Origin of the sequence: Bradyrhizobium erythrophlei (genome assembly GCF_900129505.1) — a bacterium.
In the GTDB taxonomy this organism is placed as follows: Bacteria; Pseudomonadota; Alphaproteobacteria; order Rhizobiales; family Xanthobacteraceae; genus Bradyrhizobium; species Bradyrhizobium erythrophlei_D.
Genome location: NZ_LT670818.1, coordinates 8890087 through 8912843, shown reverse-complemented (window position 1 = coordinate 8912843; position 22757 = coordinate 8890087). Strand labels below are relative to the sequence as shown.

General features: G+C 62.7%; 31 protein-coding genes and 1 pseudogene. 18 read left to right on the top strand and 14 right to left on the bottom strand.

Annotation, left to right across the window (positions count from 1 at the left end; all coding sequences use genetic code 11):
* Window positions 1-2: 2 nt before the first annotated feature.
* A complete protein-coding gene (locus B5525_RS42180; RefSeq protein ID WP_079572331.1) occupies window positions 3-590 on the bottom strand; it encodes a TetR/AcrR family transcriptional regulator in 588 nt (195 codons plus the stop codon).
* A 120-nt stretch (window positions 591-710) separates the two neighbouring features.
* On the opposite strand from B5525_RS42180, the gene B5525_RS42175 reads away from it, so the two are divergent.
* The 5 genes from B5525_RS42175 (at window position 711) to B5525_RS42155 (ending at window position 4785) form a co-directional block, all read left to right on the top strand.
* On the top strand, window positions 711-1115 hold the full coding sequence (locus B5525_RS42175) for a hypothetical protein (RefSeq protein WP_079572328.1): 405 nt from the start codon (window positions 711-713) through the stop codon (window positions 1113-1115).
* Window positions 1116-1160: 45 nt separating this feature from the next.
* Window positions 1161-2018, top strand: coding sequence for an alpha/beta fold hydrolase (locus B5525_RS42170; RefSeq protein ID WP_079574488.1), 858 nt, complete (start codon window positions 1161-1163; stop codon window positions 2016-2018).
* A gap of 167 nt (window positions 2019-2185) precedes the next feature.
* Window positions 2186-3178, top strand: a complete 993-nt coding sequence (locus tag B5525_RS42165) for an alpha/beta hydrolase (RefSeq protein ID WP_172900088.1) — start codon at window positions 2186-2188, stop codon at window positions 3176-3178.
* Between the two features lie 21 nt (window positions 3179-3199).
* The gene (locus B5525_RS42160) at window positions 3200-3901 is read left to right on the top strand and encodes an antibiotic biosynthesis monooxygenase family protein (protein ID WP_079572325.1); all 702 of its coding nucleotides are present in this window, start codon (window positions 3200-3202) and stop codon (window positions 3899-3901) included.
* Between the two features lie 119 nt (window positions 3902-4020).
* Window positions 4021-4785 carry an SPFH domain-containing protein gene (locus B5525_RS42155; RefSeq protein WP_079572323.1) on the top strand — a complete coding sequence of 255 codons (765 nt, stop codon included), beginning with the start codon at window positions 4021-4023 and terminating at the stop codon, window positions 4783-4785.
* Here the strand turns inward: B5525_RS42155 and B5525_RS42150 are convergent.
* The 3 genes from B5525_RS42150 to B5525_RS42140 form a co-directional block, all read right to left on the bottom strand.
* On the bottom strand, window positions 4727-6295 hold the full coding sequence (locus tag B5525_RS42150; protein ID WP_079574486.1) for a DHA2 family efflux MFS transporter permease subunit: 1569 nt from the start codon (window positions 6293-6295) through the stop codon (window positions 4727-4729). The two genes, B5525_RS42155 and B5525_RS42150, sit on opposite strands and share 59 nt — an antisense overlap.
* Window positions 6296-6357: 62 nt before the next feature.
* The gene (locus B5525_RS42145) at window positions 6358-6870 is read right to left on the bottom strand and encodes an isoprenylcysteine carboxyl methyltransferase family protein (RefSeq protein WP_079572321.1); all 513 of its coding nucleotides are present in this window, start codon (window positions 6868-6870) and stop codon (window positions 6358-6360) included.
* On the bottom strand, window positions 6867-7961 hold the full coding sequence (locus B5525_RS42140) for a type III polyketide synthase (protein ID WP_244567769.1): 1095 nt from the start codon (window positions 7959-7961) through the stop codon (window positions 6867-6869). The genes B5525_RS42145 and B5525_RS42140 overlap by 4 nt, the downstream gene beginning before the upstream one ends.
* Window positions 7962-8230: 269 nt before the next feature.
* Between B5525_RS42140 and B5525_RS42135 the strand changes: the two genes are divergently transcribed.
* Entirely contained in the window at window positions 8231-8482 is a 252-nt protein-coding gene (locus B5525_RS42135; protein WP_154073756.1) for a hypothetical protein, read from the top strand.
* A 127-nt stretch (window positions 8483-8609) separates the two neighbouring features.
* On the opposite strand, the gene B5525_RS42130 is transcribed toward B5525_RS42135, so the two are convergent.
* Window positions 8610-8855, bottom strand: a complete 246-nt coding sequence (locus tag B5525_RS42130) for a hypothetical protein (protein ID WP_079572317.1) — start codon at window positions 8853-8855, stop codon at window positions 8610-8612.
* Between the two features lie 103 nt (window positions 8856-8958).
* On the opposite strand from B5525_RS42130, the gene B5525_RS42125 reads away from it, so the two are divergent.
* Together B5525_RS42125 and B5525_RS42115 are read left to right on the top strand one after the other, a co-directional pair.
* Window positions 8959-9261, top strand: a complete 303-nt coding sequence (locus B5525_RS42125) for a hypothetical protein (protein WP_154073755.1) — start codon at window positions 8959-8961, stop codon at window positions 9259-9261.
* A 514-nt stretch (window positions 9262-9775) separates the two neighbouring features.
* Window positions 9776-9964 (top strand): hypothetical protein, encoded by a 189-nt coding sequence (locus B5525_RS42115; RefSeq protein ID WP_079572313.1) that lies wholly within the window; start codon window positions 9776-9778, stop codon window positions 9962-9964.
* Window positions 9965-10045: 81 nt separating this feature from the next.
* Here the strand turns inward: B5525_RS42115 and B5525_RS42110 are convergent, their stop codons facing one another.
* The 4 genes from B5525_RS42110 to B5525_RS42095 form a co-directional block, all read right to left on the bottom strand.
* The gene (locus tag B5525_RS42110; protein WP_079572311.1) at window positions 10046-10369 is read right to left on the bottom strand and encodes a cupin domain-containing protein; all 324 of its coding nucleotides are present in this window, start codon (window positions 10367-10369) and stop codon (window positions 10046-10048) included.
* Window positions 10366-11073 (bottom strand): YqcI/YcgG family protein, encoded by a 708-nt coding sequence (locus B5525_RS42105; RefSeq protein ID WP_244567768.1) that lies wholly within the window; start codon window positions 11071-11073, stop codon window positions 10366-10368. The genes B5525_RS42110 and B5525_RS42105 overlap by 4 nt, the downstream gene beginning before the upstream one ends.
* Window positions 11074-11147: 74 nt before the next feature.
* On the bottom strand, window positions 11148-12440 hold the full coding sequence (locus B5525_RS42100; protein WP_079572307.1) for an MFS transporter: 1293 nt from the start codon (window positions 12438-12440) through the stop codon (window positions 11148-11150).
* Entirely contained in the window at window positions 12440-13153 is a 714-nt protein-coding gene (locus B5525_RS42095) for a hypothetical protein (RefSeq protein WP_079572305.1), read from the bottom strand. The genes B5525_RS42100 and B5525_RS42095 overlap by 1 nt, the downstream gene beginning before the upstream one ends.
* Window positions 13154-13217: 64 nt before the next feature.
* Between B5525_RS42095 and B5525_RS42090 the strand changes: the two genes are divergently transcribed.
* Window positions 13218-14234 carry a GlxA family transcriptional regulator gene (locus B5525_RS42090; protein ID WP_079572304.1) on the top strand — a complete coding sequence of 339 codons (1017 nt, stop codon included), beginning with the start codon at window positions 13218-13220 and terminating at the stop codon, window positions 14232-14234.
* Window positions 14235-14474: 240 nt separating this feature from the next.
* Here the strand turns inward: B5525_RS42090 and B5525_RS48135 are convergent, their stop codons facing one another.
* Window positions 14475-14624 (bottom strand): helix-turn-helix domain-containing protein, encoded by a 150-nt coding sequence (locus tag B5525_RS48135; RefSeq protein WP_244567767.1) that lies wholly within the window; start codon window positions 14622-14624, stop codon window positions 14475-14477.
* A gap of 150 nt (window positions 14625-14774) precedes the next feature.
* On the opposite strand from B5525_RS48135, the gene B5525_RS42080 reads away from it, so the two are divergent.
* Both B5525_RS42080 and B5525_RS42075 read left to right on the top strand, forming a co-directional pair.
* Entirely contained in the window at window positions 14775-15200 is a 426-nt protein-coding gene (locus tag B5525_RS42080; protein WP_079572300.1) for a hypothetical protein, read from the top strand.
* 108 nt (window positions 15201-15308) lie between these two features.
* Complete coding sequence (locus B5525_RS42075; protein ID WP_079572298.1) at window positions 15309-15662, top strand: phasin; 354 nt, start codon at window positions 15309-15311, stop codon at window positions 15660-15662.
* 205 nt (window positions 15663-15867) lie between these two features.
* Here B5525_RS42075 and B5525_RS48130 read toward each other — a convergent pair.
* A pseudogene (locus B5525_RS48130) lies at window positions 15868-16005 on the bottom strand (cytochrome c); the annotation flags it as partial.
* A 323-nt stretch (window positions 16006-16328) separates the two neighbouring features.
* Between B5525_RS48130 and B5525_RS42065 the strand changes: the two are divergent.
* From B5525_RS42065 to B5525_RS42050, 4 genes are all read left to right on the top strand, one after another.
* Window positions 16329-16712 carry a DUF1236 domain-containing protein gene (locus tag B5525_RS42065; protein WP_079572295.1) on the top strand — a complete coding sequence of 128 codons (384 nt, stop codon included), beginning with the start codon at window positions 16329-16331 and terminating at the stop codon, window positions 16710-16712.
* A gap of 77 nt (window positions 16713-16789) precedes the next feature.
* On the top strand, window positions 16790-17578 hold the full coding sequence (locus B5525_RS42060) for a hypothetical protein (RefSeq protein WP_079572293.1): 789 nt from the start codon (window positions 16790-16792) through the stop codon (window positions 17576-17578).
* A 169-nt stretch (window positions 17579-17747) separates the two neighbouring features.
* The gene (locus tag B5525_RS42055) at window positions 17748-18083 is read left to right on the top strand and encodes a hypothetical protein (RefSeq protein ID WP_154073754.1); all 336 of its coding nucleotides are present in this window, start codon (window positions 17748-17750) and stop codon (window positions 18081-18083) included.
* 17 nt (window positions 18084-18100) lie between these two features.
* On the top strand, window positions 18101-18700 hold the full coding sequence (locus B5525_RS42050) for a GNAT family N-acetyltransferase (protein ID WP_154073753.1): 600 nt from the start codon (window positions 18101-18103) through the stop codon (window positions 18698-18700).
* 92 nt (window positions 18701-18792) lie between these two features.
* Here the strand turns inward: B5525_RS42050 and B5525_RS42045 are convergent, their stop codons facing one another.
* Window positions 18793-19215 carry a GFA family protein gene (locus tag B5525_RS42045; protein WP_079572288.1) on the bottom strand — a complete coding sequence of 141 codons (423 nt, stop codon included), beginning with the start codon at window positions 19213-19215 and terminating at the stop codon, window positions 18793-18795.
* A 355-nt stretch (window positions 19216-19570) separates the two neighbouring features.
* On the opposite strand from B5525_RS42045, the gene B5525_RS42040 reads away from it, so the two are divergent.
* The 3 genes from B5525_RS42040 (at window position 19571) to B5525_RS45170 (ending at window position 21572) form a co-directional block, all read left to right on the top strand.
* Entirely contained in the window at window positions 19571-20551 is a 981-nt protein-coding gene (locus tag B5525_RS42040) for an AraC family transcriptional regulator (RefSeq protein WP_079572287.1), read from the top strand.
* A 128-nt stretch (window positions 20552-20679) separates the two neighbouring features.
* The gene (locus B5525_RS42035; protein WP_079572285.1) at window positions 20680-21003 is read left to right on the top strand and encodes a hypothetical protein; all 324 of its coding nucleotides are present in this window, start codon (window positions 20680-20682) and stop codon (window positions 21001-21003) included.
* Between the two features lie 11 nt (window positions 21004-21014).
* The gene (locus tag B5525_RS45170) at window positions 21015-21572 is read left to right on the top strand and encodes a hypothetical protein (RefSeq protein WP_154073752.1); all 558 of its coding nucleotides are present in this window, start codon (window positions 21015-21017) and stop codon (window positions 21570-21572) included.
* A 7-nt stretch (window positions 21573-21579) separates the two neighbouring features.
* On the opposite strand, the gene B5525_RS42025 is transcribed toward B5525_RS45170, so the two are convergent.
* Entirely contained in the window at window positions 21580-21807 is a 228-nt protein-coding gene (locus tag B5525_RS42025; protein ID WP_079572282.1) for a hypothetical protein, read from the bottom strand.
* A 94-nt stretch (window positions 21808-21901) separates the two neighbouring features.
* Window positions 21902-22738, bottom strand: a complete 837-nt coding sequence (locus tag B5525_RS42020; RefSeq protein ID WP_079572281.1) for an alpha/beta fold hydrolase — start codon at window positions 22736-22738, stop codon at window positions 21902-21904.
* Window positions 22739-22757: the final 19 nt, after the last annotated feature.

Here is a 22757-nt window from a genome sequence, read left to right as displayed (position 1 = left end):
GATCAGCGTACGAGAAAAGCGTCCAACACGCCTGTCACGAGATCGCTGACCTCTGCGCGTATCTTCGGATCGTGTTTCGAGCGCGCCACTTCGGCCGAGGTCTCGTGCAGCAACGCCAGCAACGTCCGCGCGACAAGGTCGATAGGGTAAGGCTTGATGATCTTGGCGTCGCGCATCGCGGCAAGCACGGTGCGTAGCGTTCCGAACGCGTAGCGGAGTTCGATCTTCCGCCAGGCGTCAGGTCCGACAACCTGGGGCGCTTCCACGAATATGATGCGTTGCACTGCTGGCGAGGCGCAGAGGTCGATCAGCTTTTCAAAGCCCAGCTTGAGCCGTTGCCAGGGATCATCCGATCCGACGGAAGCGGCGGTAGCCAGGATCTCGGTTTCCAGATCCTCGGCCACCGCGACGAACAGTCCCTTCTTGTTGGCGAAGTGGTGATAGACCGCACCGGTCGTGACCCGCGCGTCCGCGGCGATCTTGGCGATCTCCGCATCGGAATAGCCGTCGCGGGCGAAATGCTTGCGGGCCACGGCCATCAATGCCGCGCGGGTCGCTTCAAGATTCTGTTCCCTGCGCGATTTCACCATATTCTCATTTCCAGCCCGCTTGACATAAGTAAAATATCTTGCATAATTGTATTATGTAACCCGTCGGCTCTCCACCGGGCCATCCTATTTCATAAGCCGCGGGTCTGAAAGGTTTCGGCCATGCCGCAGGTTTTTGGCACCATCGCTCTGATGATCAACGTGTTGTTTTGCCTGCTGACGGCATGGCGGAGCGGCACCGCGCCGGAAGGCTTTGCCGCGAAACTGGGTCTCGCGATCGTCAACGCCGGCGGCATCAACGAAGTCAGGGCGCAATGTTCAGGCTTCTTCCTGGCGGTCGCACTGGTCTGCACGGCCTCTCTTTTCGGTCTGATCTCGCGACAGGCGTCGTTCGTCGTAATGGGCGCGGTGTTTGGCGGCCTGCTCGCGGGCCGCCTGGTCAGCCTTGCGCTCCATGGAGGGGTGACCGGTTACGGTCCCACCATCCTGGCGCTCTACGCCGTCGACGCGATCGTTCTCGCTTTGGCGATCGCATCGTTGGCTCTCGACAATCCAGCCAAGGGATAAGGGCACGCTCTCGCATCCGACGAACCACAGCAAGGACACATGGAAATGCCGACAAAACAACCGTCTTCGCCAGATGAATACAAATATGTTGCGACCGAGTTCGGAAATATCGCCTACCGGGAGGCCGGATCAGGGCCCCCTGCGATCCTCGTTCACGGCGTTCTCCTCAATGGCCATCTCTGGGACAGGCTGATCGAGCGGCTTGCCGATGTCAGGCGATGCATCGCGATCGATATTCTCGCGCATGGCGCGACCGGCGCGGGCAGCGACCAGGACCTGTCGTTCGATGCTCAGGCGGGCATGCTCGCCGCGTTCTGCACGGCCATGAAGTTCGAAAAGGTGGACGTCGTCGCCAATGACAGCGGCGGGGGAATTGCCCAGATCTTCGCGGCACGTCACCCGGAGTTCATCGGGAGCCTTGCGCTGACCGACTGCGATACCCACGATAACTGGCCGCCGAAGCAGGCCGAGCCCTTGCACAGGCTGGCGAAGGACGGTGGCCTTGGCGCGATCGGACGCCGCATGCTCGATGACGTCGCCTTTGCCAGAGCTAGCTTTGGCCCCGGCTTCGAATGTCCGGAGCAACTATCGTCAGAGGATTTCAGGACCTGGCTCGAGCCTCTGTTCAAATCGCCAGCGTCGACGCGTAACCTCGAGCGATTCATTGCTTCCTTCGATAACAGGCAGACTGTGGCGGTCGAGCCATTGCTTCGCAAGCTGGAGGCGCCAACGCTGATCGTGTGGGGCACCGCCGATGCCTTCTTTCCGGTGAAATGGGCCTATTGGCTGCGCGGCGCCATCCCGGGAGCGCGCAAAGTCGTCGAACTCGAGGGTGCGAAATTATTTCTTCCGTGGGACCGGCCGGCTGAACTCGCGAGCGCGCTGCGAGATTTCTGGCAATAGATAAGGGCGGTGCTACGCGTGGGATGCCGTTGACGGCCGTCTCCACGCGTCCCGCAATTAAATTACTTCGACCGCGATCGAATCGATCGGTGGAAACACATGGCATTGCTTCGAGTTGAAGGCTGGACACACCAGCTGCAACTGGAAGCCTTGCCATGGATGGTTCGATGACTGATTTTTCCGTCGCGCCGCGGCTCGATGGCCGCGAGCAGCATTTCCGCATTCCCGGACCGCGGGACGGACTCTCGCTATTCCTGCGGTTCCTGCCAGCGGAGAAAACCCGGTTTCGGCGGCGCCGCTCGGTGCTCTATGTGCATGGTGCGACATTCCCGTCCGCGCTGTCGATCGCCCATCGCTTTGACGGCAAGTCGTGGCGCGATGCGCTGGACGAAGCCGGCTTCGACGTCTGGGGGCTTGATTTCTATGGCTTCGGTCATTCCGACCGCTATCCGGAAATGGACCAGCCCGCGGCGGTCAATCCCGCGCTGTGCGTCGCGGAGGATGCAGCCCTGCAGTTGGAAGCCGCCATTCGATTCATCCTGGCGCACCAGGACCTCGAGCAGCTATCGCTGATCTCCCATTCATGGGGCTCGATGCCTGCGGGCCTGTTCGCCGGCAAGTATTCCGCACTGATCGACCGCTGGGTGCTGTTTGCGCCGATCGGACGCCGCGGACCGCGGCGCTATGAGGCTCCGGCTTCGTTTCCCGCATGGCGGATCGTGACGGCGCAGGATCAGTGGAACCGCTTTGTGGAAGATGTTCCCGCCCGGGTGTCGCCGGTTCTGTCGCGGGCTCATTTCGAGGAATGGGCGGAGCGTTATCTCGACAGCGATCCGCAGAGCCGCTCGCGCGATCCCGCCGGCGTCAAGACTCCGCTCGGACCGTTCAGCGAGATCATCAAGGCGTGGCACGGCCATCTGGCGTACGATCCGGCGCTGGTCCGCGCGCCGGTCGCCATCATCCGCGGCGAGTGGGACGGGCTGATGCTCGACGACGACGCGAAATGGTTGTTCGATGCCTTCACCCAATCGCCGGAAAAGCGCGACATCAAGATTGGCCGCGGCACACATTTGTTGCATCTGGAAGCGATGCGGCCGGCGCTTTGGCAGGAAAGCATCAATTTCCTGCTCGGCGGCGATGCCTCGCCGGCGCCAGCCTGAAACAGCGAAAAGGAAAAACCGATGTTTTCCGTGATCTTCGAAGTTCTGCCAGTCGGGGGCCGCAAGGACGAGTACCTCGATCTCGCCAAACACCTGAAGCCGATTCTGGAGACGATCGACGGTTTCGTCGACAATGAGCGCTTTGAAAGCAGGCGCAGGCCGGGATGGGTGTTGTCGCATTCCACCTGGCGCGACGAGAAATCGGTGGTGCGCTGGCGTACCCAGGGCGAACACCACGTCATCCAGGGCAAGGGCAGGTTCGAGATTTTCGCCGACTACCATCTGAGGGTCGGCGATGTCACCTTCGATACCGCTCCGCCCAGGCAAGCGCCCATCCTCGAACGGCGTTTCGATGAAACCGAAGTGGGCGCCGCGAAGCTTGTGACATTCACCGAGATCACCCCGGAGAAAGGCGCGGCTTTCGCGGCGCAACCCGATCTGTTGCCGGCTCACCTCGGCGTCGATCTGACAGGCGGCGCGGTGGTCGAGCATGACGTGTTCGCGAGCATCTATAATCCGGGAAAGCTGGCGCTATTGGTGTCGTGGCAGGACTCGAAGGCCGGCAATGCGTGGTCCCCGCGAAAAATGGACGACATCGAAAAACTGCGGCACCGCAGGATTCGGGTCGTGCGCGACTACGGGCGGTTCGACCGCCGCGAGGCGCCGCAGTTCTATGCAGACGTCAAGGGCGGCGAGACCAAACACCCGGAGCCCGCGCATTGATGCATTGAGACCCGTCGCGCCCCGCGGCGATGCTTGGTGACGGCAGCTAGCTTCGTATTCAACACTGGCGACCCGACCGCGAAGTGCTAGTCTCCGGCGAAGCAAGCGGTGAGGGCGCCATGGAAGCTATCTTCATTCTCGTCATACTGCTTGTCATCTATGGCGCGGTTTCGCTGCGCGTGCTCAAGCAATACGAGCGCGGCGTGGTGTTCCTGCTCGGCAAGTTTGCCGGCGTGCGTGGCCCCGGCCTGACGCTGATCTTCGCTCCAATCCAGCAGATGACGCGGGTGTCCCTGCGCACCGTCACCATGCAGATCCCCTCGCAGAAGATCATCACCAAGGACAACGTCTCGATCGATATCGCCGCGGTCGCCTATTACCACATCAGCGATCCGGAAAAGGCCGTGATCGCCATCGAGAACGTCTACAACGCGATCAACCAGATCAGCCAGACCACGGTGCGCAACGTGGTCGGCCGCTTCAGTCTCGATCAACTGTTGTCGGACACCGCCAGTATCAACGACCAGATCAAGAACGTCATCGACCTGCACACCGAGCCGTGGGGTACCCAGGTCACGGCGGTCGAGATCAAGGACATCACACTGCCGGACAACATGCAGCGGGCGATGGCCAAGGAGGCCGAGGCCGAGCGCGAGCGCCGCGCCAAGATCGTCGCCGCCGAAGGCGAATACCAGGCGGCGGTGAAACTCGGCCAGGCGGCCGACATCATCACGCAGCACCCGGTGGCGCTGCAGCTGCGCACCCTTCAGACGATGGCGGAGATCGCGGTCGAGAAGAATTCCACCATCATCTTCCCGGCGCAATTCATGACGACGGTGCAGGAGGCGATCGCGCTATTGTCGAAGGATTCGGCGTCGAAATAACCGGCTCCTGGAACCGTTCGTCAGCTTCCACTCCCACCCGCTTCGGCGGCGGGCCCGCGAACGGAATCAGCAGCAGGCCGAGCAGGGCCGCGGAAGCGAGCAGGGCCCAGGCTTCGTTGGCGCTCAGGGCGAACGCCGCTCTTTCGACCAAGGGGCCGACATAGGCTTCGACGGTGGCGTCCGACACATCCGGCGGCCGATGCAGGAACAGATTCAGGTCGAGTCCGATCGCCCGCGCCGCCGTGACGTCGCCCGCGATCAGCCGGTCGCGCAGCGCTTCGGCGTGTCCAACGGTGCGGCCGTAGAGAACGGTGTCGATCAGCGCGATGCCGATCGCGCCGCCGAGGTTTCGCATCAGGTTGAATAGGCCGCTGGCGTCGGGCACCGCCGCTTCAGCGAGCGCGCCCAGCGCCAGCCGCGTCGGTGGCAGCAGGCAGAACATGATCGCTGCGCCGCGCAGCACCTGCGGCCAGAACATCTCGTCGAAATCGGCGACGCGGCTCTGCAGCGAGCTGCAACCCAGGCCAAGCGCGAACAGGGCGAAGCCGAGAGCCGACAACCAGCGCGGATCGAACCGGCTTTCCAGGCTGCCGGCAAGCGGGGCGGCCAGAAGCTGCGCCACGCCGGTAACGAGCATGATGGTGCCGATCTCGAAGGCATCGTGGTGCCTGACATAAGCGAGGAAGACCGGCATCAAATAGACCGAGCCGAACAGGCCGATCCCGAGACAAAAGCTCAGGGCGCAGCCGATCGCAAACGAGCGCGTCTGGAATGTCGACAGATCGACCAGGGGACGCGCCGCTCTCAGCGTTCGGATCGCGAAGATGATTGTCGCCGCGGCGCTCAACGCAAACAACGGGGCGCACCGCGTGGAGAGCCAGCCGTCCTGCGGAGCCTGTTTCAATCCGATCTCAAAGCTCGCAAGCGCAGTCGCGATGAGTGCAAGCGAGATACCGTCGAGCGTCAAGAGGTCGCCGGGGCGAGGTTGCGCGCGCGGCAGCAGCAGAGGGCTGGCGACGGCCGCAATGATTCCGGGAGCGACATTGATCAGGAACAACCAGTGCCAGGACCAGGTGCCGGTGATCCAGCCGCCGACCACGGGCCCGACCGTCGGCGCCAGCACCGCCATGATGCCGGCCATCGTGGTCGCCAATGGATGCTGCCGGACCGGAAACAGCAGGAACACCGCGGAAAACACCGCCGGAATCAATGTGCCGCCGGCAAAGCCCTGCAGCACGCGGAAGCCGACCAAGACAGCGAAATCGCCCGACAGCGCACAGCCGATCGAGGCGGCGGTGAAGAGGACGATCGCCGTCACGAACAGCCATCGCAAGGTCAGCACGCGCGTCAGCCACCCCGTGAGCGGAATGGCGATGATCTCGGCGATCAGATACGCGGTCTGGATCCAGCTCATCGCCTCCCGCGAGATCGCCAGCGCGTCCTGGATCGTCGGCAGCGAGGTCGCGACCACCTGAATGTCGAGGATCGCCATGAACATGCCGAGGCACATCAGGGCGAATCCCAGCCAGGTGGCAGGGCTGGCATCAAGCGTCTTCGTCACCCGCCCGCTCATCAGGCGCCACGCGCAAGCATTGTCCGCGACGCCGCCAGCGCCCGGTTCTCGGCGCGGATGCGAATGAAGAGAACCGTGGCGTTGAGGACGGTGAAGAGTGCGGCCAGCCAGGGAAGGCCGAGCGCCAGCGGAAGGATCGCGATCTCGCTGGCCACCACGGCGTAATTGGGATGCGGCAGAAGCCGGTACGGGCCAGCCGCGACGAGCGGTTCTCCCGGCAGAATGATGATCCGCGTCGTCCAGCGCGCGCCGAGCGTCCACATCACCCAGAGGCGAAGGCCTTGCAGCGCGATATAAAGGAGCAAGGCAACGGCGTTTAGCGGTTGATCGCGTCCGAATAACCAGAGCGATATCAGCCAGGCCGCATGCACCGCGACAACAAAAGGATAATGCCGCGGCGCCACCTCGAATGCGCCGCGTGCCCTGAGTTGGCTGGTGTTGCGGCTGGAGACGACGAGTTCGGCGGCGCGCTGCAGCGTGACCAAGGCGAGAATGAATTCGGCAGAGGTCACGCGGCGTGCCGCAGCGCGACGCAGCTCGCGGTGAATCCGGGGCCGAGCGCCGTCAACAGCGAGCGCGCCGGCAGCCCCTTTGCGGCGGCTTGTTCGAGCACGAACAGGATGGTTGGCGACGACATGTTGCCGTAGTCGGCGATCACCTGGCGTTCGCAGTCGAGCGTGCCCTGATCGAGCGCGAGCGCGGTTTCCAGCGCATTGACGACCTTGGCGCCGCCGGGATGGCAGATGAACCGGCCGATATCAGCCGTCGTCAGCTGCATGTTCGCCAAAATCTGCACGATCGCGGGATTGAGATGCGCGCGCACGAAATCGGGAATGGTGCGGCGGAAGATCACGCCGAAGCCCTCCGGATCGACGCTCCAGCCCATGATACCGAGCGTATCCGGCCAAAGATGTTCGCCGGCGTTTTCGATCTGCGTCGCGCCGCCGTCGCCCGCACGCAGCACGACCGCGGCGGCGCCGTCGCCGAACAGGCTGACGGCGACAATGTTGGCTTTGGTGAGTTCGTCGTGGCGAAGCGCCAGCGAGCAGAGCTCGATCGTCACCAGCAGCACGTTGCTGCCCGGCCGCGCCTGGGCGAGGCGCGAAGCGATCGACAGCCCCGAGGCTCCGCCGGCGCAGCCGAGCCCGAACACCGGCACGCGCGAAATGTCGGATCGGAAGCCCATGCGGCGGGCAACCCGCGCCTCCAGGCTCGGCGTGGCGATCCCGGTGGAGGTGACGGTGACGGCGGTGTCGATGTCGAGGCCGGTGAGGTGCGCGCTTGCCAGCGCTTTTTCGGCGACCTCGACGAACAGCGCCTCGGCGCCTTCGAGAAACGCCGCCGTGCGTTGCGGCCAGCCGCGCGGTTCGAGATACCAGTCGAACGGCTTTACGGCGTGGCGCTTGATGATGCCGGTGTTGGAAAAAATGCTGGAGAAGCGTTCGAATTCGGGAAAGCGGTCTTGGAAGACGTCCCACGCCGCGGCCAGGACATCCTTCTGCAACAACACGTGTGGGGGCACCGATGTCGCCAGGGAGACCACGGCAGCCTTGACCACGGCAGCCTTGGACATGGCGGCCTTGGACATCGCAGCCTCTGACATCGCGAGAACTCTCCTGCCCTTCGTCATGATAGAAACAGCGACGGGGATGGTTTATTTCAGGCCTGAAGAAGAATCATTTGGTCGAAAAGGTCACTAAAATGTGAGGCCGGCCTCGACCCGGCGCGCAGCAAATATTCCAATTTCGATATTGCGATTCGCGGGGTCCCGTCGCATCCGCTGTCGATCGGCGCAACATTGCAAAAGCATAATTCGCGAAGCTCAAGTCCCGACACCACATTCCCGGAGGGTGCAATTCAAGGAGAGCTAACATGAGATCTGTATTGTTGTTGGGCGCTGCGGTCATCGCGGCAAGCGCACTGGCCACGCCCGTGAACGCACAGGCAGTGATCGACAACCCGGCTTATTGCGAGAATTTCTATCCGAACGCAAATTGCCAGAATCTGGGGCCCGGCAATCCCTATACCGGCGTCCCCGCCGGGGGCTGGCGCAACGACTACGCCTATATGGGCCACGCACAGTGGCATCACCCGCACCACCATCATCGCCACCACATGCATTGATCGCCGCCCGGTGATCGGCATGGCAAAAGGACCCCGGTTCGCACCGGGGTCCTTTTGTTTGCGCGGTCCTTTTGTTTGAAGGACGCCTCCGCCCTACGATGCCTCCGCCCTATAATGCCATCGTGCGCTATTTCTGGTCGGCCTTGTTCTGGTCAGCCTTGTGGCTCTTGTGGGTGCTGGAACTCATTCCGGTGGTGGTGCCGGATTTCATCTTGCTGCTCTTCGACATCTTGCCGGATTTCATGTGGGGTGCGGTGGTGCCGGGTCCGACTTCGGACGCGCCGGGAGCGGGTTGGGTTTGTGCCGAGGCTACCGTTGTCGCGCCGAGCAGCGAGGCGATCACGAGAGCCGATAGTGCAAGCTTGGAACGCATGAGGATATCTCCTGCTTGGAAAAATGATGCGGGAGTCAAACCGGGAGCCGGTGGGTTCGGTTCCAGATCGGGCGTTCACTTTCGAGCGTTCCCGGCGAACGCGTTGGCGCGGTTGATCCGATGGAACCCGGCTGCCGCGGACCGCGTTAGCGACCGGGAAAGCCGCTGGAGAGGTTCGAGCCGCTCAGAACAGGATCTGACCACGATGCCACGGGAGAACGATCTGGAAGGTGTGCAGGATCAAGGTGGCAAACACGGCGGCCAGAAGGGCATGCCGAAGCCGGAGCCCAAGCGGCCGCACGGTCCCGATCAGGGAATCGTGCGCGACGACGAGAAGGGACAGGAGCAGCCGCGAGACAAGGCGCGCGCCCTGCAAGTTCACCGCACCAATAACGTGAAGCGGTGAAACGCTGCGAAAGCCTCGCAACATGCCGCGGTTCGGGACGTGGGGCTTAGTCTACCCGGTTGAAATTCTCGGTCTTGCGTTGCCGAATTTGCCCTGGCTTATCAGTTGGAGGCATTGATCTGCGACACGTCGACGATCGGCGCTGCCAGTGCCCGCGGCGGGAGCCGGCGTGGTTGCGCCGGAAGCAAACCGCCCCCCGCACGAGCCAGTCGTGGTGCCCATTTTGGGGACCGGGCGCGGTGAAAACCTGTCACATCAGGGCGCTTTGGCGCCATTTGACCAGTCGAGGCGCATTTCAGCCTGTCAGTTAGGCTTGCCGACGCAGTTGTTCCTTGGCATACTTTCAACCTCGTCGGGTTCGGCCCGGTCAATTTCCAGGCGTGCCATTCGAAGTATCAAAGTAGCCGTCGTCAGGCCGAGACGCTCAGCCTCTATCGCTGCCGTATCGACCTTTTGGGCCAAGCCCTCACGTCTGCCTAGAAATGCCATTACCGTTCCCTATCGAAGGTGCGAGATGAAGAATCCCACATTTGTTGCAGAGCTGCACAAGAGGCTCGGAGCTCCATCGAGCGAAACTGTTGAAAGCCTGCGGCTGTTGAAAGCTTTCCTCAAGCTTGCACCGGCGCAGCGGTCCGAAGTCATCGAAACGGTCGAACGTCTCGCGATCGACGCGCAAGCCTCCCCCGACCGCCCTCTGTCCTGACCATCCCTGTCCTGACCATTCTTGTCTTGACCACCCATTGTCCTGACAATTTCGTTCCAGCGGCGCCACGCACTCCCTGTTTCAATTGCTGGTCGAACCGGCGGCAGGCGGGCGCATCGCAATCGCGTAGATGGCGCCGCCCTCCAGCGCCTCGGATTGGTGAAGCGTGCCGGCCGGCAGCTTGATGATGTCGCCCGGACCGACGATCCGCATTCCATCCTCGCACCAGAACTTCAGCGCGCCCTTGATGATCACCAGGATCTCGTCCACGGGGTGAGTGTGGAAATGATGCACCTTGCCCGGGGCGTCACGCTGCAATTCGACGCAACCCTGGTCCGGAAGCAGTTCCAGGATGGCGGGGTCGATGGCAAATTCGGCTCTGGTGCCGGCGATGATCTCGGTCATGCCGCTTGCTCCCTGTCGTCGATTTTTGGGGTCTTGGCCTGCGCGAGCTTGGCGAACGGACAGCCGCTCTCCGCCTGATTGTCATCGTGCAGGAAATATTGCTGGTACTCGCGGCCGTCCCGCGCGCCGTAGCGGCCGAGCAGCGGCGAGGGGGCGGTGGAGTCGTAGGGGATGAGGCGCTTGCGCACTTCGGCGAACGCCGCCGCTGCGGCTTTTTCCGTGCCGAGGATCTTTTCGAACACCCATCGCGGCTGGAACGTCAGCATGAAGGAACTGGAGCGGCGGCTTTGCCGCATCACATGCGCGGGCGTGCTGCACACGACGAACATCGGTTCGCCCGCGAACGAAAACTCCCACATCGGATGATCGATCTGTTCCGGGATCGCCTCGGGCCAGGGGCTCTTGTCGAGCCGCGCCAGCTGGTCGAGCATGAGCCAGAACTTCCTGTAATAGGCATCCAGCGTCTGCACCGGCCGCGGCCGGGTAAACACGACAAGCGACGTGTTGGGTCCGTGCGAGCGGGATTCGGCGACGAATTGCGCGAGCTGGTCGCCGAGAATTTCGACTTCGAAGGGATCGAGAAACAGATAGCGCAACTGATCGAGCCGGTAGCCCGTCACGCCGAAGATGCAGGGAAAGGGCCTCGCATCGCTGCACATCTGCGCTTCGAATTCGGAGAATAATACGCTTTGCCACGAACTCACTGCGTAATTCGAACCGACTTCGCCTTTCCTCAAATACAAGCGCGACATTCTGTTCCCTCTCACTCGCATTAACGCTACTTACGGACTATCAATTTGCTCTTCATCAACCACGGGCCGGCAATGCCCGGCAGCGACATCACGAGCAGAATTCCGATAAGGGTCGCAAAGCCCGCATCGCTGATCGAGGCAGCACCGTGCTCGGCGCCGCTGCCGGAAAGCCGGCTGGCGCCGACCATGGCGAGCCCGATCACGGGTTGCGAGGCGCCGGCGAAGATTCCGGCTGCGGTGGTGTTGACCGACGCGCCGACGCCGATCAGCTCGGCGGTGTAAAGCCGCTTGGTGCATTTCAGCACCAGCGGCACGGTGCCGCCGGCGACAAGTCCGAGCACTGCGAACACGACCGTGACATAGACGAAGCCCAGCGCGTGGGCTACCGGCGGCAGCAGCATCGCGATCAGCAGCATCCGCAACAGGCAGATGCGGATCAGCGCGGTATCGAGCGCCGCCGCCCGGTCCGCCATATGGCCGAGGAAGATCGAGCCGAGCGCGTTGCCGACCATGAAGGTGAGCAACGGGGTGCTCGCCGCCGACGGCGAGATGTTGAAGAAATGCGCCACCATCGGAATTCCCCAGACGCCCGACAGCGTCGTTACCACCGCGAAGTGGGACGCAAAGCTCATCGCGCATCCCCAGTTCGCCAAATGCGAGAGCGATTTTCCGCTGGCGGCAAGAACGCCGCGCAACGTCTTGCCAGAGTGCGCGGCCGGATCCCGCTTGAGGACCAGCGAGGCGAAGGCAAGGTTGGCGAGGCCGACGCAGGCGATGAAGACGAAGCAGGCGCGCCAGCCGAATCCGCTTACCGCGGCGGCCAGCGGTGTCGTCGCCATCACGCCGCCGACATAGCCCGATACCTGCGAGATGCCCGACATGATGCCGAACCGTTCGTCCTTGAAGCTCAGCGCGACGAGTTTCAACAGGGCGGTGAACACCAGCGCATCGCCGCAGGCAACGACGAGCCTGGCGGCAAAGACGTCGAGCAGATTTGGCGCCAGCGCAAACGCCGCACTTCCCAGCGACGACGCCGCCATGCTGAACAGCACCACGCGCTTGACGCCGTAGCGGTCAACCAGAAGGCCCGCCGGAATCTGCATCAGCGTGTAGCCCCAGAAATAGCTCGAGGCCAGCATCGCAACACCGGCGGCGTCGGTGGAGAAGTCCGCCATGAAATTCGCGGTGATCGACTGCGGCGAGACCCGCTGCAGGAACGCGATCGCATAGGCAATGGCGACCGCAGTCCAGGCGAGATAAGCGCGATCCGGCGAGCGGACGGCGGGCGCAAGCCCGGTGCGCTGTTCCGTTATCGTCATCACGCGCTCGCAAAACCGACCGAGAACAGGGCGTCCGCCGAGTCCGGGATCAGGCGGGACATCGCCGCATCAACCAGCGACGCCGTGCCGTGATAGGCCTGCCGGTGATGCTCGATGTGGCCGTAGGCGCCGCGCATGATCATGGTGGGAGTTTCGAGGGATTTGCCGGGGTAGAGCAGCGCACACATCTCGACGCAGGCCGCCCGCAATGCGGGGTCCTTTGTGTCGCCGAGCAGAGACGGCGTGACCCTTGCGCAGATCTTGGCGTTGGCCGCCCAGACGATGGGATTTCGCGTCCGCCACCCGTAGAGGATACCGCTTTCGGGAGTATCGGCCGCACCCGAAGACTTCAGGACTTCCGAGGTGAAGAACCCGTACAGGCCACGGCCCTGATGGGCGGGGAGTACCTCGGTGCCGCTCCGGTAGATGGCGGGGCCGGCCGCGAGCCGAAGCTTTCGGTAGACTGAAAAGGCGACCAGTCCGGAACGGGCGTAGACCAGGATCAGGCTGAATTTCCCGTCGAACGGGGAGGCCTCCGCCGTCCAATGCGGCTCCGTCGCCTTCCAGTTGACGGCGATAATGCCATTCATCGCATCCATCAGGGGACGCCGTTCCCCGGGGCTGACAAGGGAGGCGTCCGGAAAGCTGTAGATGGCGTATTCACCCCAAGGCGATTGGAGGGTGCCGTACTGGCGGTCGAGCTCCGGTGACATGTTCAATCACTCCGCTTTCCCTGCTGATCTATACAGGCGCGCCTCGAATGGCTTAAAGGACAATATGCCCTCGAAATCTGCCAAACCCCGGCGGCCCCATCTGCCCGAAAAAGCCTCCGTGAGGCGCGTGGCGATCGTCGCCTTTCCTGGCGTGACGCTGCTCGATATCTCCGGTCCGGCGCAGGTTTTCGCGGAGTTGCAGGAGATCGAACTGCCGAGCGCGAGCTACTCGCTGTCTTACCTCTCGACCTCGGGCGGCCTCGTGCAGACCGATGTCGGGATGATGATCGATACCGCGCCGATTTCAAGCGTCCGGCCGAACCAGATCGATACTCTCGTTATTCCGGGCGGCCCTGGCATATGGGAGCTGCGCAAGGACCCGGCCTTGATGAAATGGATTGGCGAGGCCCTGCCGAAGGCGCGGCGGGTTGCGTCGGTGTGCCTCGGCGCGTTCGTGCTGGCCTGGAGCGGAATACTCGACGGCAAGCGCGCCGCGACGCATTGGCGGTATTGTCCGAGACTGGCGGATGCCTTTCCCTCCGTTCGCGTCGAGCCGAATGCGATTTTCGTCAAGGACGGGCGGGTATGGTCGTCGGCCGGCGTCAGCGCCGGCATCGACCTCGCGCTCGCCATGATCGAAGAGGATTTCGGGCATACCACCGCGCTCGACATTGCGCGGCGGCTGGTGGTGTTTCTCAAGCGGCCCGGCGGCCAAAGCCAGTTCTCGACCGTGCTGGCGGCGCAGGCCTCCGACGTCGAGGGACGCTTCAGCGCGCTGCACGCCTGGATCATCGAGAACATCACCGGGGACCTCAAGGTCGAAGCGCTGGCCGCGAAGGCCGGCATGAGTCCGCGGACCTTTGCGCGCGCCTATGCCAGCCGCACCGGAATGACGCCGGCCTCGGGCGTGGAGGCGCTGCGGGTGGAGACGGCGCGGCTGTTGCTTGAAAGCAGCGATATGAGCGGCGTGGTCGAGGTGGCGCGGCGGGCTGGATTCGGCGACGACGAACGGATGCGGCGGGCGTTCATGCGCCACCTCGGAATATCGCCTTCGGAATACCGAAACCGCTTTGCGGGCTGAAGGGCAATCCTGTCGGAAAGCAGGCGCCCTGCATCCTGGAGCGACGCGACAGCAGTTTGACGATCCGGCTGCGAATATCGGGAATTGGCGCAAGTCCGAATGATATCGTTGATCTGTGCCAGGATCCTGGTCTGCGCGCTGAACGGCAACTCGTCCCAGCAGAGCAGGGCAGCCGAACCGAGATGGGTGAGAATCACTTCGTCAGATGGTTTCGGGTGCCGTTCGTCAGACATCAGGTTCTCACCGCGCCGAGCGGTCGCACTTCAGGGTTTGGCACGGCCGGCCAATTTTTCTCAGGATTTCGGACGGCAGCTCGCCGAACGCGAGCCGGAAGTCCCGGGCGAAATGGCCGGGATTCTGGAAGCCGCATTTGAGCGCAATCTGGGTCACCGACACTTCTCCGCCGGATTGCTCCAGCAATTCTCGCGCGCGATCGCGCTGTCCGGCCCGTTGACCGAACCCGTGGGGGTGCGTCACCGTTCCCAGCCTCAATGCCTAGTGGGATTGCGCAACTCCGCAAGCGCCGCCGATAATGGCCCGATGGGAGGCCGCAGCCGACAACGGATTTTTGGCGATCGCGTCCGTGGCGCTAGGATCAACGCGCAGAATGCGCGCGAACAGGCCGAAAAAGCCATCCGCGCGGCGGATGCCGCCGAGTGCCTGTTGTGGTCGGAGCAGATGGAAGGCTTTGGCGGGCCGGCGCAGCCGTCGCCCACGATCGCGCAATGCCTCAATGGCGGATATGGCTGGCTCGAGGTGATGTGTCACCGCTGCGAGAGCCGCGCCAGCCTGCCGCTCGATGCCATCCGCCGGCCGCGCGATACGCCGATCTGGAAGCTGGAAGCGGCGCTCAAATGCCGCTCCTGCACCACCCCCGGATACGCGCCGCCGGTGCACCTGATCCGGCTGACCAGAGAGCGCAAGATCGCGCCATATCCCTGGGTTCATCCCGACGACGACCGATGACGATCAGCCGGATCGGCCGATCAACCCTAACGTCCAATCGCGGCCATTACTGCGCAGACGCCGTTGCCGAAGTGTGGTAACCCACGGTCCAAACCGGAGGATGGCGAGATGACCGAACCGAAACTGGAAGTGCCCGCCGAATTGCGCGATCTGGCCGAAAAAACCGTCGACCAGGCGGAAAAGGCGTTCGGAATGTTCTTCGACGCGGCGAACAAGTCGATCGCGTCCATTCCGGCCCCGGGGACGGAGATGGCCAAGCAGGCCCTGTCGCTCACCGAGCAGAACCTGAAGGCCGCATTCGAGCACGCCCGAAAGCTGGTTCACGCGACCGATCTCCAGGAAGCCATGCGCATCCAGTCGGATTTCCTGAAAAGCCAGTTCACCAACGCCGGCGAACATATGCGCCAGATCACCGGTGGCATGATGACCACCGCAAAGGATGCGACCAAGGGAAAATTCTAGATCGGCGCGGGGGCCAGTCGTTCACGCCCACAAATTAGTCTTGCATAGGTTTGCGCGGTAGATTTTAATTATCGCGCAGGTCCTTGACGGGCCACCGGGTGACGCCGCTCGCCGTCCGTCGACTTTTCTGCTGATCCCTGTCGGCTATCACCGGCAGGGATTTGCATTTGGTGGCTTGTTTAACGGGATTATTTGCCGCGGCGGATTATTTGCGCAGCGAGCCGATATAGGCGGCGAGGTCGGCCGCCTCGTTCCGGCTCAACGGAAAATTCGGCATCTTCGGGTGCGGGTCGAGCAGGAAGAAGGCCACTTTTTCCGCGGTGAAATCGGATTTGTGGGCGATGGCATCGACCGCCACTGGCCTTCCTTGTGGACGGCGGTGTTGATGTTGGAACGATCGGTCGTGGCGGTTTCCGCCGCGAAGGCAGCCCCGGTCAGAAGCGCGCTGCCGAGCGGTGCCGCCGCCAGATATTTCGATTTCATTTTCAGCCGTGTTGGAAGGTGAATGTTGTTGGCCATTAAAGCGGTTCAGTCAGTCGTGATCAGGAAATGTGGGACCGGGGGGAAAGTTCCTGCAGGAACCCGTCTTGGTGCGGGAACGCCCATTCGCCTCTGACGTTCTCCGTTTCGCACACCGCAAGGGACACACGAGCACTGGAGAACACCATGAATATGAAGTTGCTCGTGACCGCCGCGGTCGCCGCAGCGCTTTCGTTTCCGCTCGCGGCACAGGCACAAGACGGCCCAGCGGTCGGCGCCGCCACCGGTGCGGTGACAGGCGCGATCGTCGGCGCGGGCGTCGGTGCGGTGGCTGGCGGCATCGCCGACGATACATGGCCGCGCTTCCGCAGCTATGTCGAGGAGCGCCATGTTCCCTCCTATCGCTACGAGCACGAGGTTCGCGTCGGTGAGGATCTGCCGCCGGCCGGCGCCACCTATTACGAGGTGCCGCGCGAATACGGCGTGACCAGATATCGCTACACGGTCGTCAATGATCGTACCGTGCTGGTCGATCCTTCGACGCATCGGATCGTCCAGGTGATCGACTAATCGATCGTGCGGCGGCCTCGCTCCGGCGAGGCCGTTTTCCGTTGTCGCAGGCTCGCAATTTTTCAGTGGAGGTCGTTATGCCTGCCTTGTTCGCCTATCTGATCGCGGTCGCGCTGCTTCTCGGAGGCGGCTACGGCGCGCTGAACTGGCTTGCCGCGCCGGAGCCAATGAAGGTGGTGGCGAAGGCAAAGCCGAAGCCAGCACCGCCGCGCTACGCGGACGATAACGGAGCATCCACGCCGACGAATCCGCCGCAGGCTGGTCTGACAGAAGCGGCCAAGCCGGAGGCAATCAGCAAGCCTGAGGTCGGGACCGACCAGGTGAAGACAGCTTCGAACGAGGCCGCCTCAAGTTCGAACGAGGCTGCCTCAAGCGATCAGAAGCCACCGGCCTCGTCGTCCTCTCAGCCGCAACAGCCGGCAACTGCCGGCCAGCAGGACGCCAAGGCGGCGGCAACCGCGCCGGCGCAGCAACCGGACCGCTCGGCCCAGGCTGAGATATCCCCAGCCGCAGCCGACCAGGGAGCCGGGCACGCTGCAGCGCCGGTGCCCGGAACCAGTCAGGATCATTCGGCTCCAGCCAATCAGGAAGAAAAGCAATCGGCCCAGGCCGTTTCCCCGGGAGCCATATCGCCGGGCATCGCTCAATCCGTTGCCTCGGCCGCGCCGGCTTCAGCCGCGATCCCGCCGAAGCGGCCGCATGTTCGGCAGGCGAGCCGCCGTTCCGACAAGCGGCCGCTGGAGGTAATGACCTTGCGTACCATCGAACTCCCCGATGGCCGCCGCATGACCCAACTGGTTCCATATCGCCGTAGTGATCGCTATCGGGACGATGCCCCCGCGATGGCTTTTGATCCGGACGAATAGCCGGTCACGGCGCTCCGAAAACGATCGCACCGCTTGCGCGCTGATCGCGCAATCATTGGCGCGGTTAGTCGCGAAAATGGCGCTGCGGTTCAAAGGCGCCCGACAAAATTTTTCCTGACTCATTCGCAAGCGCCGATGCGGCGTCATTGCTTCGCGCAAGACCCGGCGATTGGCGCTTCCGTCCAAGCGCCGGTGCCTCATCGCATGTAGGCGTGGTTATCGGCCGCTGCATGAGTTCGATGGCGCTGCCATGTTCATCCGTTTCACGCCTTACATCGGAAAGAATCGCAATGAGCATGATGTCGGCGAGGCCTGGTTCAAGTCGCTTCCGCTTGCGAACGCCGCTCTCTATTTTTTATGGCTTCCCGCACGTGCCGCGGGCGCGTTGCTGTATGCCCTGCACGAATCCCGGATGCGCGCCGCCGCAAAACTGATACGGGAATTTGCGCATCGGAATGTCGCCAACCAAGGCGTCGCCGGGCAACGGCCGACGCCGCCGCAGTGACAACGAAAGGCCGCTTGATGTTCATCATTCCATGGTCGGAGGGTGCTGCCGCGAACGGGGCGAGCCGGCTTCATATTCGCACCGCGACCGAGCGGGACGTCGACGGATTGGCGGAGCATTTCAGCAGGCTGTCCTGTCCGTCGCGGTACAACCGCTTCATGGGAGCGGTCAGTAATTTTTCTAGGATCGCCTTCGACTGCCTGGTGCAGAACCGAAGGGCGGATCGTTTCACGCTGATTGCGGAAGTGCAGCATGAGGCGCGCGAGGCTGTGATCGGGGAGGCCAGCTACGCGGTCGAAAGCCGAACCGGGCTCGGCGAGTTCGCGATCTCGGTGTGTGACCGCTGGCAACACCGGGGCCTTGGCTCCGCGCTGTTGTCGGCGTTGCAATGGCGCGCCATCAGCCTGGGATATTTCGGCCTGTACGGCGAAACGTTGAAGACGAACGATCAGATGAAGGCGCTGGCCCGGAAAGCCGGCTTCGTGGCCGCGCGATCGGACGATTGGCGGGCGGTAAGGTTCCACAAGCAGCTGCTCGATCGGCCGCGCGACGTGACCGGGGCAAGGCGAACGGCGCCGTCGCTGTGGTGGCCGCGGGAACTAACAAACACCGAATAGCAGACAAATTGATCTGAGGCATCGTCGCGACCGCGATGTGTCGGGTCGCGGGCTCGGGCCGGCTTCCCGGCCCAAGCCCCGTCGCCGCCTCGCTATTCAGCAACCATTTCACCGGATCCGCCGAGTTCCCCTGGAAAGTCCTTCAGTTTGGGCAGGCCGTCCGGCATCGGCAGCACGGTTTCGGCGTAGTTGACGTGCACCCCCGGCGCAAAGGCAAGGCCGGGGATGGTGGCGGCAAACACGTCGACCAGGCCGAATGTCGGGTGATTGGTCATGAGATGCCCGCCGCATTTGCCGCAATATTGCCGCTGGCTCGTTTTGGTTTTCTGGAACATCGCGACGTTTTCGGCGCCGGCCGTGATCCGCACCGCCTCGGGCTTCCAAAGACTGAAGGCGTTCACCGGGCCGCCGGACCACGAACGGCAGGAACCGCAATGGCAATAGCCCATCGCCTCCGGAGCGCCGGTGACTTCGAGTTCGACCGCGCCGCAAAAGCATTTTCCTGTGAGGCTCATGAGCATTTCCTTGTTTTGACGTGAGGGGCGGGCTGCCCGCTGTGCAGAGAACCGGGCCGGTTTCCGGACGCGGACAGCAATCATCTGCGCGGCACCGTGTCTTGGACTCCCGCGACCGATTCCAGGCGTTTGGCGACGCGCTCATTCGATCGCCCGATCCAGGGCGATGGAACCGCCGACGATGGAATAAACGCGCCGCGGCGGTGTCGCCGCGCGAGCCCGCTCCAGCGCGATCAGGAGCCGTCATCTGATTGGAGGACGCAGAACGGCATCGGCGACGCTACCTATGACCATCAGCAGAATGCTCCGGCGCGTATCGCCGGCGCCCCCTTTTCAATCATCAGAGTAATTTTTCATGACAGAAACATGCGCCCGCATTGTGGAATTCTCGACTGATTTCCTGCCCGAAGAGGATCGGATCGCGTATTGGCGCGAGCATTATGGACACGTCATGCTCCGCGTCGATCTCGAGCCGGCCAAGGACGTCACCTTCCAGGCTTGCATGACGTCGCTGTCGCTTCCCGGATTACAGTTGATCGAAGGCTCGGCGTCGCCGGCAAGGATTTCCCGCACCGGACAATATCTGGCCGACGGCAACGACGATGCCGTGCTCGCCATCAACCAGACGGGGATCGCTTCGGTCTGGTCAGGCGGTCGCGAGCAGATTCTCCGCGAGCAGGAAGCTATCCTGTTGCTGGGCAACGAGCCCACGTCGTTCCAGCGGACCTGTCCGGGACGCTCCTTCACCCTGCGGGTGCCGCGGGCACTGCTCCGGTCGATCGTCGCGGATGCTGACGATGCCGCCATGCGCGTGATACCGCGAAACCGCGCCGCGCTCGGGCTGCTGTCGCGCTACGCCGGCTGGTTGCTCAGGGTTGGTACATCGCTGGACCCTGAGCTCCTGAACCTTTCGGTGCGGCATATCCAGGACGTGCTGGCGCTGACGCTCGGCGCGGCCAACGATTTCAAGGAAGTCGCGCGGACCCGCGGCTTGCGGGCGGCCCGATTGAAGCTGGCGAAGGCCTATATTATCGAGCAAAGCCATCGGCGCCAGATTTCGGTCGGCGGCGTTGCCGCGCATCTGTGCGTGACGCCGCGCTACCTGCAGCGTCTGTTCGAGGAGGACGGCACCACCTTCTCGGAATTCCTGGTCACGCAGCGTCTTGCGCAGGCTCACCGGCGGCTTTGCGAGCACGAATCGATTCATGCCGCGATCAGCACCATCGCCTACGACGTTGGCTTTGGCGACCTGTCCTACTTCAACCGCCGCTTTCGCCGTCTGTACGGCCTGACGCCGCGCGAGGTGAGGGGCGACGGTATGATCAATCGATCGTGACGCGCGCCAACCATGGCGGTCTCTTTTGTCCAATGCGATGTCGTTTTGAGACAAGACGGCTCGCCTTGACGGAATTAGCTGTAGCACCAAAGGCGGAACTCTCCCGCTTTGGTTCGAAGGAAGCTTTCATGAAGAAGATTTATCCGAAGAGGGCGGTCGCCATGATCGTCGTCGCTGTCATGTCCCAGATGCGCGCTGCCGAGGCGTCGAACCAGGCAAAGCCGGGCTTGCGGCAAAGGCTGCGTGCGGCGGCAGCCGGACCGTCCCGTCGTGTCTGGAGGATCGTGAATAATTGGATCGCCGCGATGATCGCCGATCGCGAGCGTCAGGCCACGCTCTCGGCGCTTGGCGATCTTTCCGATACCGAGCTCAGGGATTTCAGGGTTTATCGCGGCAGCCCCGGAAGCGCCTTTCATCGGCATCGCGACGTCAAATTCAAATCCACGCGATGAGGGTGGCCGCGATGACGTCGAAGATGATCGCCTTGAGAATCCTGGACACCGTCATCATGCATGTGCAGGGCGCTCGTGCCGGAAATGGAAAAAGCCGCGATGCCCCAAAAGGCATCGCGGCTGTTGTTCGCGTCTGCAGAAAGCTACTTGCTGTCCTTCTTCGTGTCGTCCTTTGGCGCGTCGCTCTTCATGCTGTCGTCGGGCTTCTTGGTCTTCTTGGAACTCTTCTTCATCTTGGCTTCGGCGTGGGCGTTCATCGGATTACCGGTCTTCATGGAATCCTGAGGGGCCGGCGCCGCGGTCTGAGCGGAAGCAACGGACACGCTTCCCACGAAGGCCGCGCAGCAAGCCGCGATAAGCAGATTTCGCATTACTTTAGTCTCCTGTTGGAACAAACGCCTGGCAGATTGGAAACAGGCGTTCGAAAGAATGAAAACAAGCGATCCGGGTTCCCCGATGCGCTGCTCAAATTACGCGCAAAAACGGTGCTGTTTTGGATTTCTGGTGTCGTTTTCTTGACGCCGCATGCCCGCCGGGCATCCAAGAGCCGACAGGGCGGCTTCGCTTGAAAACGTCCTAACAGTCGATGCCGTCTCGCTTGCCGACGGTGCAATAATCGCGAACGGTCTTGCGGATGATCTTGGTCAGGCCGTCGGTGAAATCGTCATCATCCAGCAATTTGCTGGCATTGCTCGGCCCGCGCGCGGTCGCCGGAGTCGATATCTGCCCGGCCAAGATCGCCAGATTCAGCAGCGTCATCGCCAGGCCGATAGCGAGAACCAGAACCGCCCATTTTCCAGACATCGCCCCCTCCAGAAAAAGCTAGCTTGCCAACCGCCGAACGCCGATCAAAGAAAGAACCGCGATCGTTCCGCTTCAGCGCCAACGGGCGCAGATCTCAAGGGAGCGGCGCGCCGGCATTGCTGACGATCAAATTATTGGTGTCGGCCGGCGCCAGTTCGCTGGCACTGCCGTTGCCGAGAAACTGGTCGAGTGTCGCCTGGATCCTCTCTTTCGCGGAATCGGGGCCGCGGTCGCTGAGCCAGGTGTGCTGAAACTCGGTGTGGATGATATCGATGCCGTCGGCCTTGGCCTGCTGCGGCGTCGGCAGCACGCCGGGATCGGTCTGGAAGTTCGGATCCTTCGAGCGGAACGAAAGGATCTTCATCTTGTCGCGGAGCACGAAGGGCACGCGCAGATTATCCAGCGTGACGACTTTCGACACCAACTCCGGGTGTTCCTTGGCGAAATACATCGCGGTGTCGCCACCGTTCGAGTGTCCGACCAGCGTCAGGTGGTCGTAGTCGGCATTCGGCTGCAACTTCTTCAATTGCTCGAGCACAAACAGAATGTTGGCTTCGCCTTTTTCATAGACGCCGCGGCGGCCCACATAGGGCATGCCGACCTTGGTCATCAAGGGCGGGTCAGTCGGCAGATCCTGCTGGATGCTGGCAACCAGGTATCCCCTGGCCGCGAAGACATTGGCCAGGAACGAATACTCGGTGTTCTTGACGGTGTTGCCGTTGCTGAAGATGGCGACCGGCAGCTTCCAGTAGCCGTCGTCGGCTTTCATCTCGTAATCGCGGCGCACGGCGAGATCGACGGAGACGGGCCGCTGCCGCGCCTCGTCGAACCAGTTCAGCGTCTCGTGCCGGATGCCCCACTTGCTGATGCCAAAATAGACGGTACCAGCGAGGGCACAGACGCACGCCAAAACCGCGATTCCTCGCTTCATCGTTTCCGTCCTTATCACT

Coding starts and splice junctions, on each gene's coding strand:
- B5525_RS42180 (WP_079572331.1), bottom strand. CDS start 590: ATGGTGAAATCGCGCAGGGAACAGAATCTTGAAGCGACCCGCGCGGCA.
- B5525_RS42175 (WP_079572328.1), top strand. CDS start 711: ATGCCGCAGGTTTTTGGCACCATCGCTCTGATGATCAACGTGTTGTTT.
- B5525_RS42170 (WP_079574488.1), top strand. CDS start 1,161: ATGCCGACAAAACAACCGTCTTCGCCAGATGAATACAAATATGTTGCG.
- B5525_RS42165 (WP_172900088.1), top strand. CDS start 2,186: ATGACTGATTTTTCCGTCGCGCCGCGGCTCGATGGCCGCGAGCAGCAT.
- B5525_RS42160 (WP_079572325.1), top strand. CDS start 3,200: ATGTTTTCCGTGATCTTCGAAGTTCTGCCAGTCGGGGGCCGCAAGGAC.
- B5525_RS42155 (WP_079572323.1), top strand. CDS start 4,021: ATGGAAGCTATCTTCATTCTCGTCATACTGCTTGTCATCTATGGCGCG.
- B5525_RS42150 (WP_079574486.1), bottom strand. CDS start 6,295: ATGTGCCTCGGCATGTTCATGGCGATCCTCGACATTCAGGTGGTCGCG.
- B5525_RS42140 (WP_244567769.1), bottom strand. CDS start 7,961: ATGTCAGAGGCTGCGATGTCCAAGGCCGCCATGTCCAAGGCTGCCGTG.
- B5525_RS42135 (WP_154073756.1), top strand. CDS start 8,231: ATGAGATCTGTATTGTTGTTGGGCGCTGCGGTCATCGCGGCAAGCGCA.
- B5525_RS42130 (WP_079572317.1), bottom strand. CDS start 8,855: ATGCGTTCCAAGCTTGCACTATCGGCTCTCGTGATCGCCTCGCTGCTC.
- B5525_RS42115 (WP_079572313.1), top strand. CDS start 9,776: ATGAAGAATCCCACATTTGTTGCAGAGCTGCACAAGAGGCTCGGAGCT.
- B5525_RS42110 (WP_079572311.1), bottom strand. CDS start 10,369: ATGACCGAGATCATCGCCGGCACCAGAGCCGAATTTGCCATCGACCCC.
- B5525_RS42100 (WP_079572307.1), bottom strand. CDS start 12,440: ATGACGATAACGGAACAGCGCACCGGGCTTGCGCCCGCCGTCCGCTCG.
- B5525_RS42095 (WP_079572305.1), bottom strand. CDS start 13,153: ATGTCACCGGAGCTCGACCGCCAGTACGGCACCCTCCAATCGCCTTGG.
- B5525_RS42090 (WP_079572304.1), top strand. CDS start 13,218: ATGCCCTCGAAATCTGCCAAACCCCGGCGGCCCCATCTGCCCGAAAAA.
- B5525_RS42080 (WP_079572300.1), top strand. CDS start 14,775: ATGGGAGGCCGCAGCCGACAACGGATTTTTGGCGATCGCGTCCGTGGC.
- B5525_RS42075 (WP_079572298.1), top strand. CDS start 15,309: ATGACCGAACCGAAACTGGAAGTGCCCGCCGAATTGCGCGATCTGGCC.
- B5525_RS42065 (WP_079572295.1), top strand. CDS start 16,329: ATGAATATGAAGTTGCTCGTGACCGCCGCGGTCGCCGCAGCGCTTTCG.
- B5525_RS42060 (WP_079572293.1), top strand. CDS start 16,790: ATGCCTGCCTTGTTCGCCTATCTGATCGCGGTCGCGCTGCTTCTCGGA.
- B5525_RS42050 (WP_154073753.1), top strand. CDS start 18,101: ATGTTCATCATTCCATGGTCGGAGGGTGCTGCCGCGAACGGGGCGAGC.
- B5525_RS42045 (WP_079572288.1), bottom strand. CDS start 19,215: ATGAGCCTCACAGGAAAATGCTTTTGCGGCGCGGTCGAACTCGAAGTC.
- B5525_RS42040 (WP_079572287.1), top strand. CDS start 19,571: ATGACAGAAACATGCGCCCGCATTGTGGAATTCTCGACTGATTTCCTG.
- B5525_RS42035 (WP_079572285.1), top strand. CDS start 20,680: ATGAAGAAGATTTATCCGAAGAGGGCGGTCGCCATGATCGTCGTCGCT.
- B5525_RS45170 (WP_154073752.1), top strand. CDS start 21,015: ATGACGTCGAAGATGATCGCCTTGAGAATCCTGGACACCGTCATCATG.
- B5525_RS42025 (WP_079572282.1), bottom strand. CDS start 21,807: ATGTCTGGAAAATGGGCGGTTCTGGTTCTCGCTATCGGCCTGGCGATG.
- B5525_RS42020 (WP_079572281.1), bottom strand. CDS start 22,738: ATGAAGCGAGGAATCGCGGTTTTGGCGTGCGTCTGTGCCCTCGCTGGT.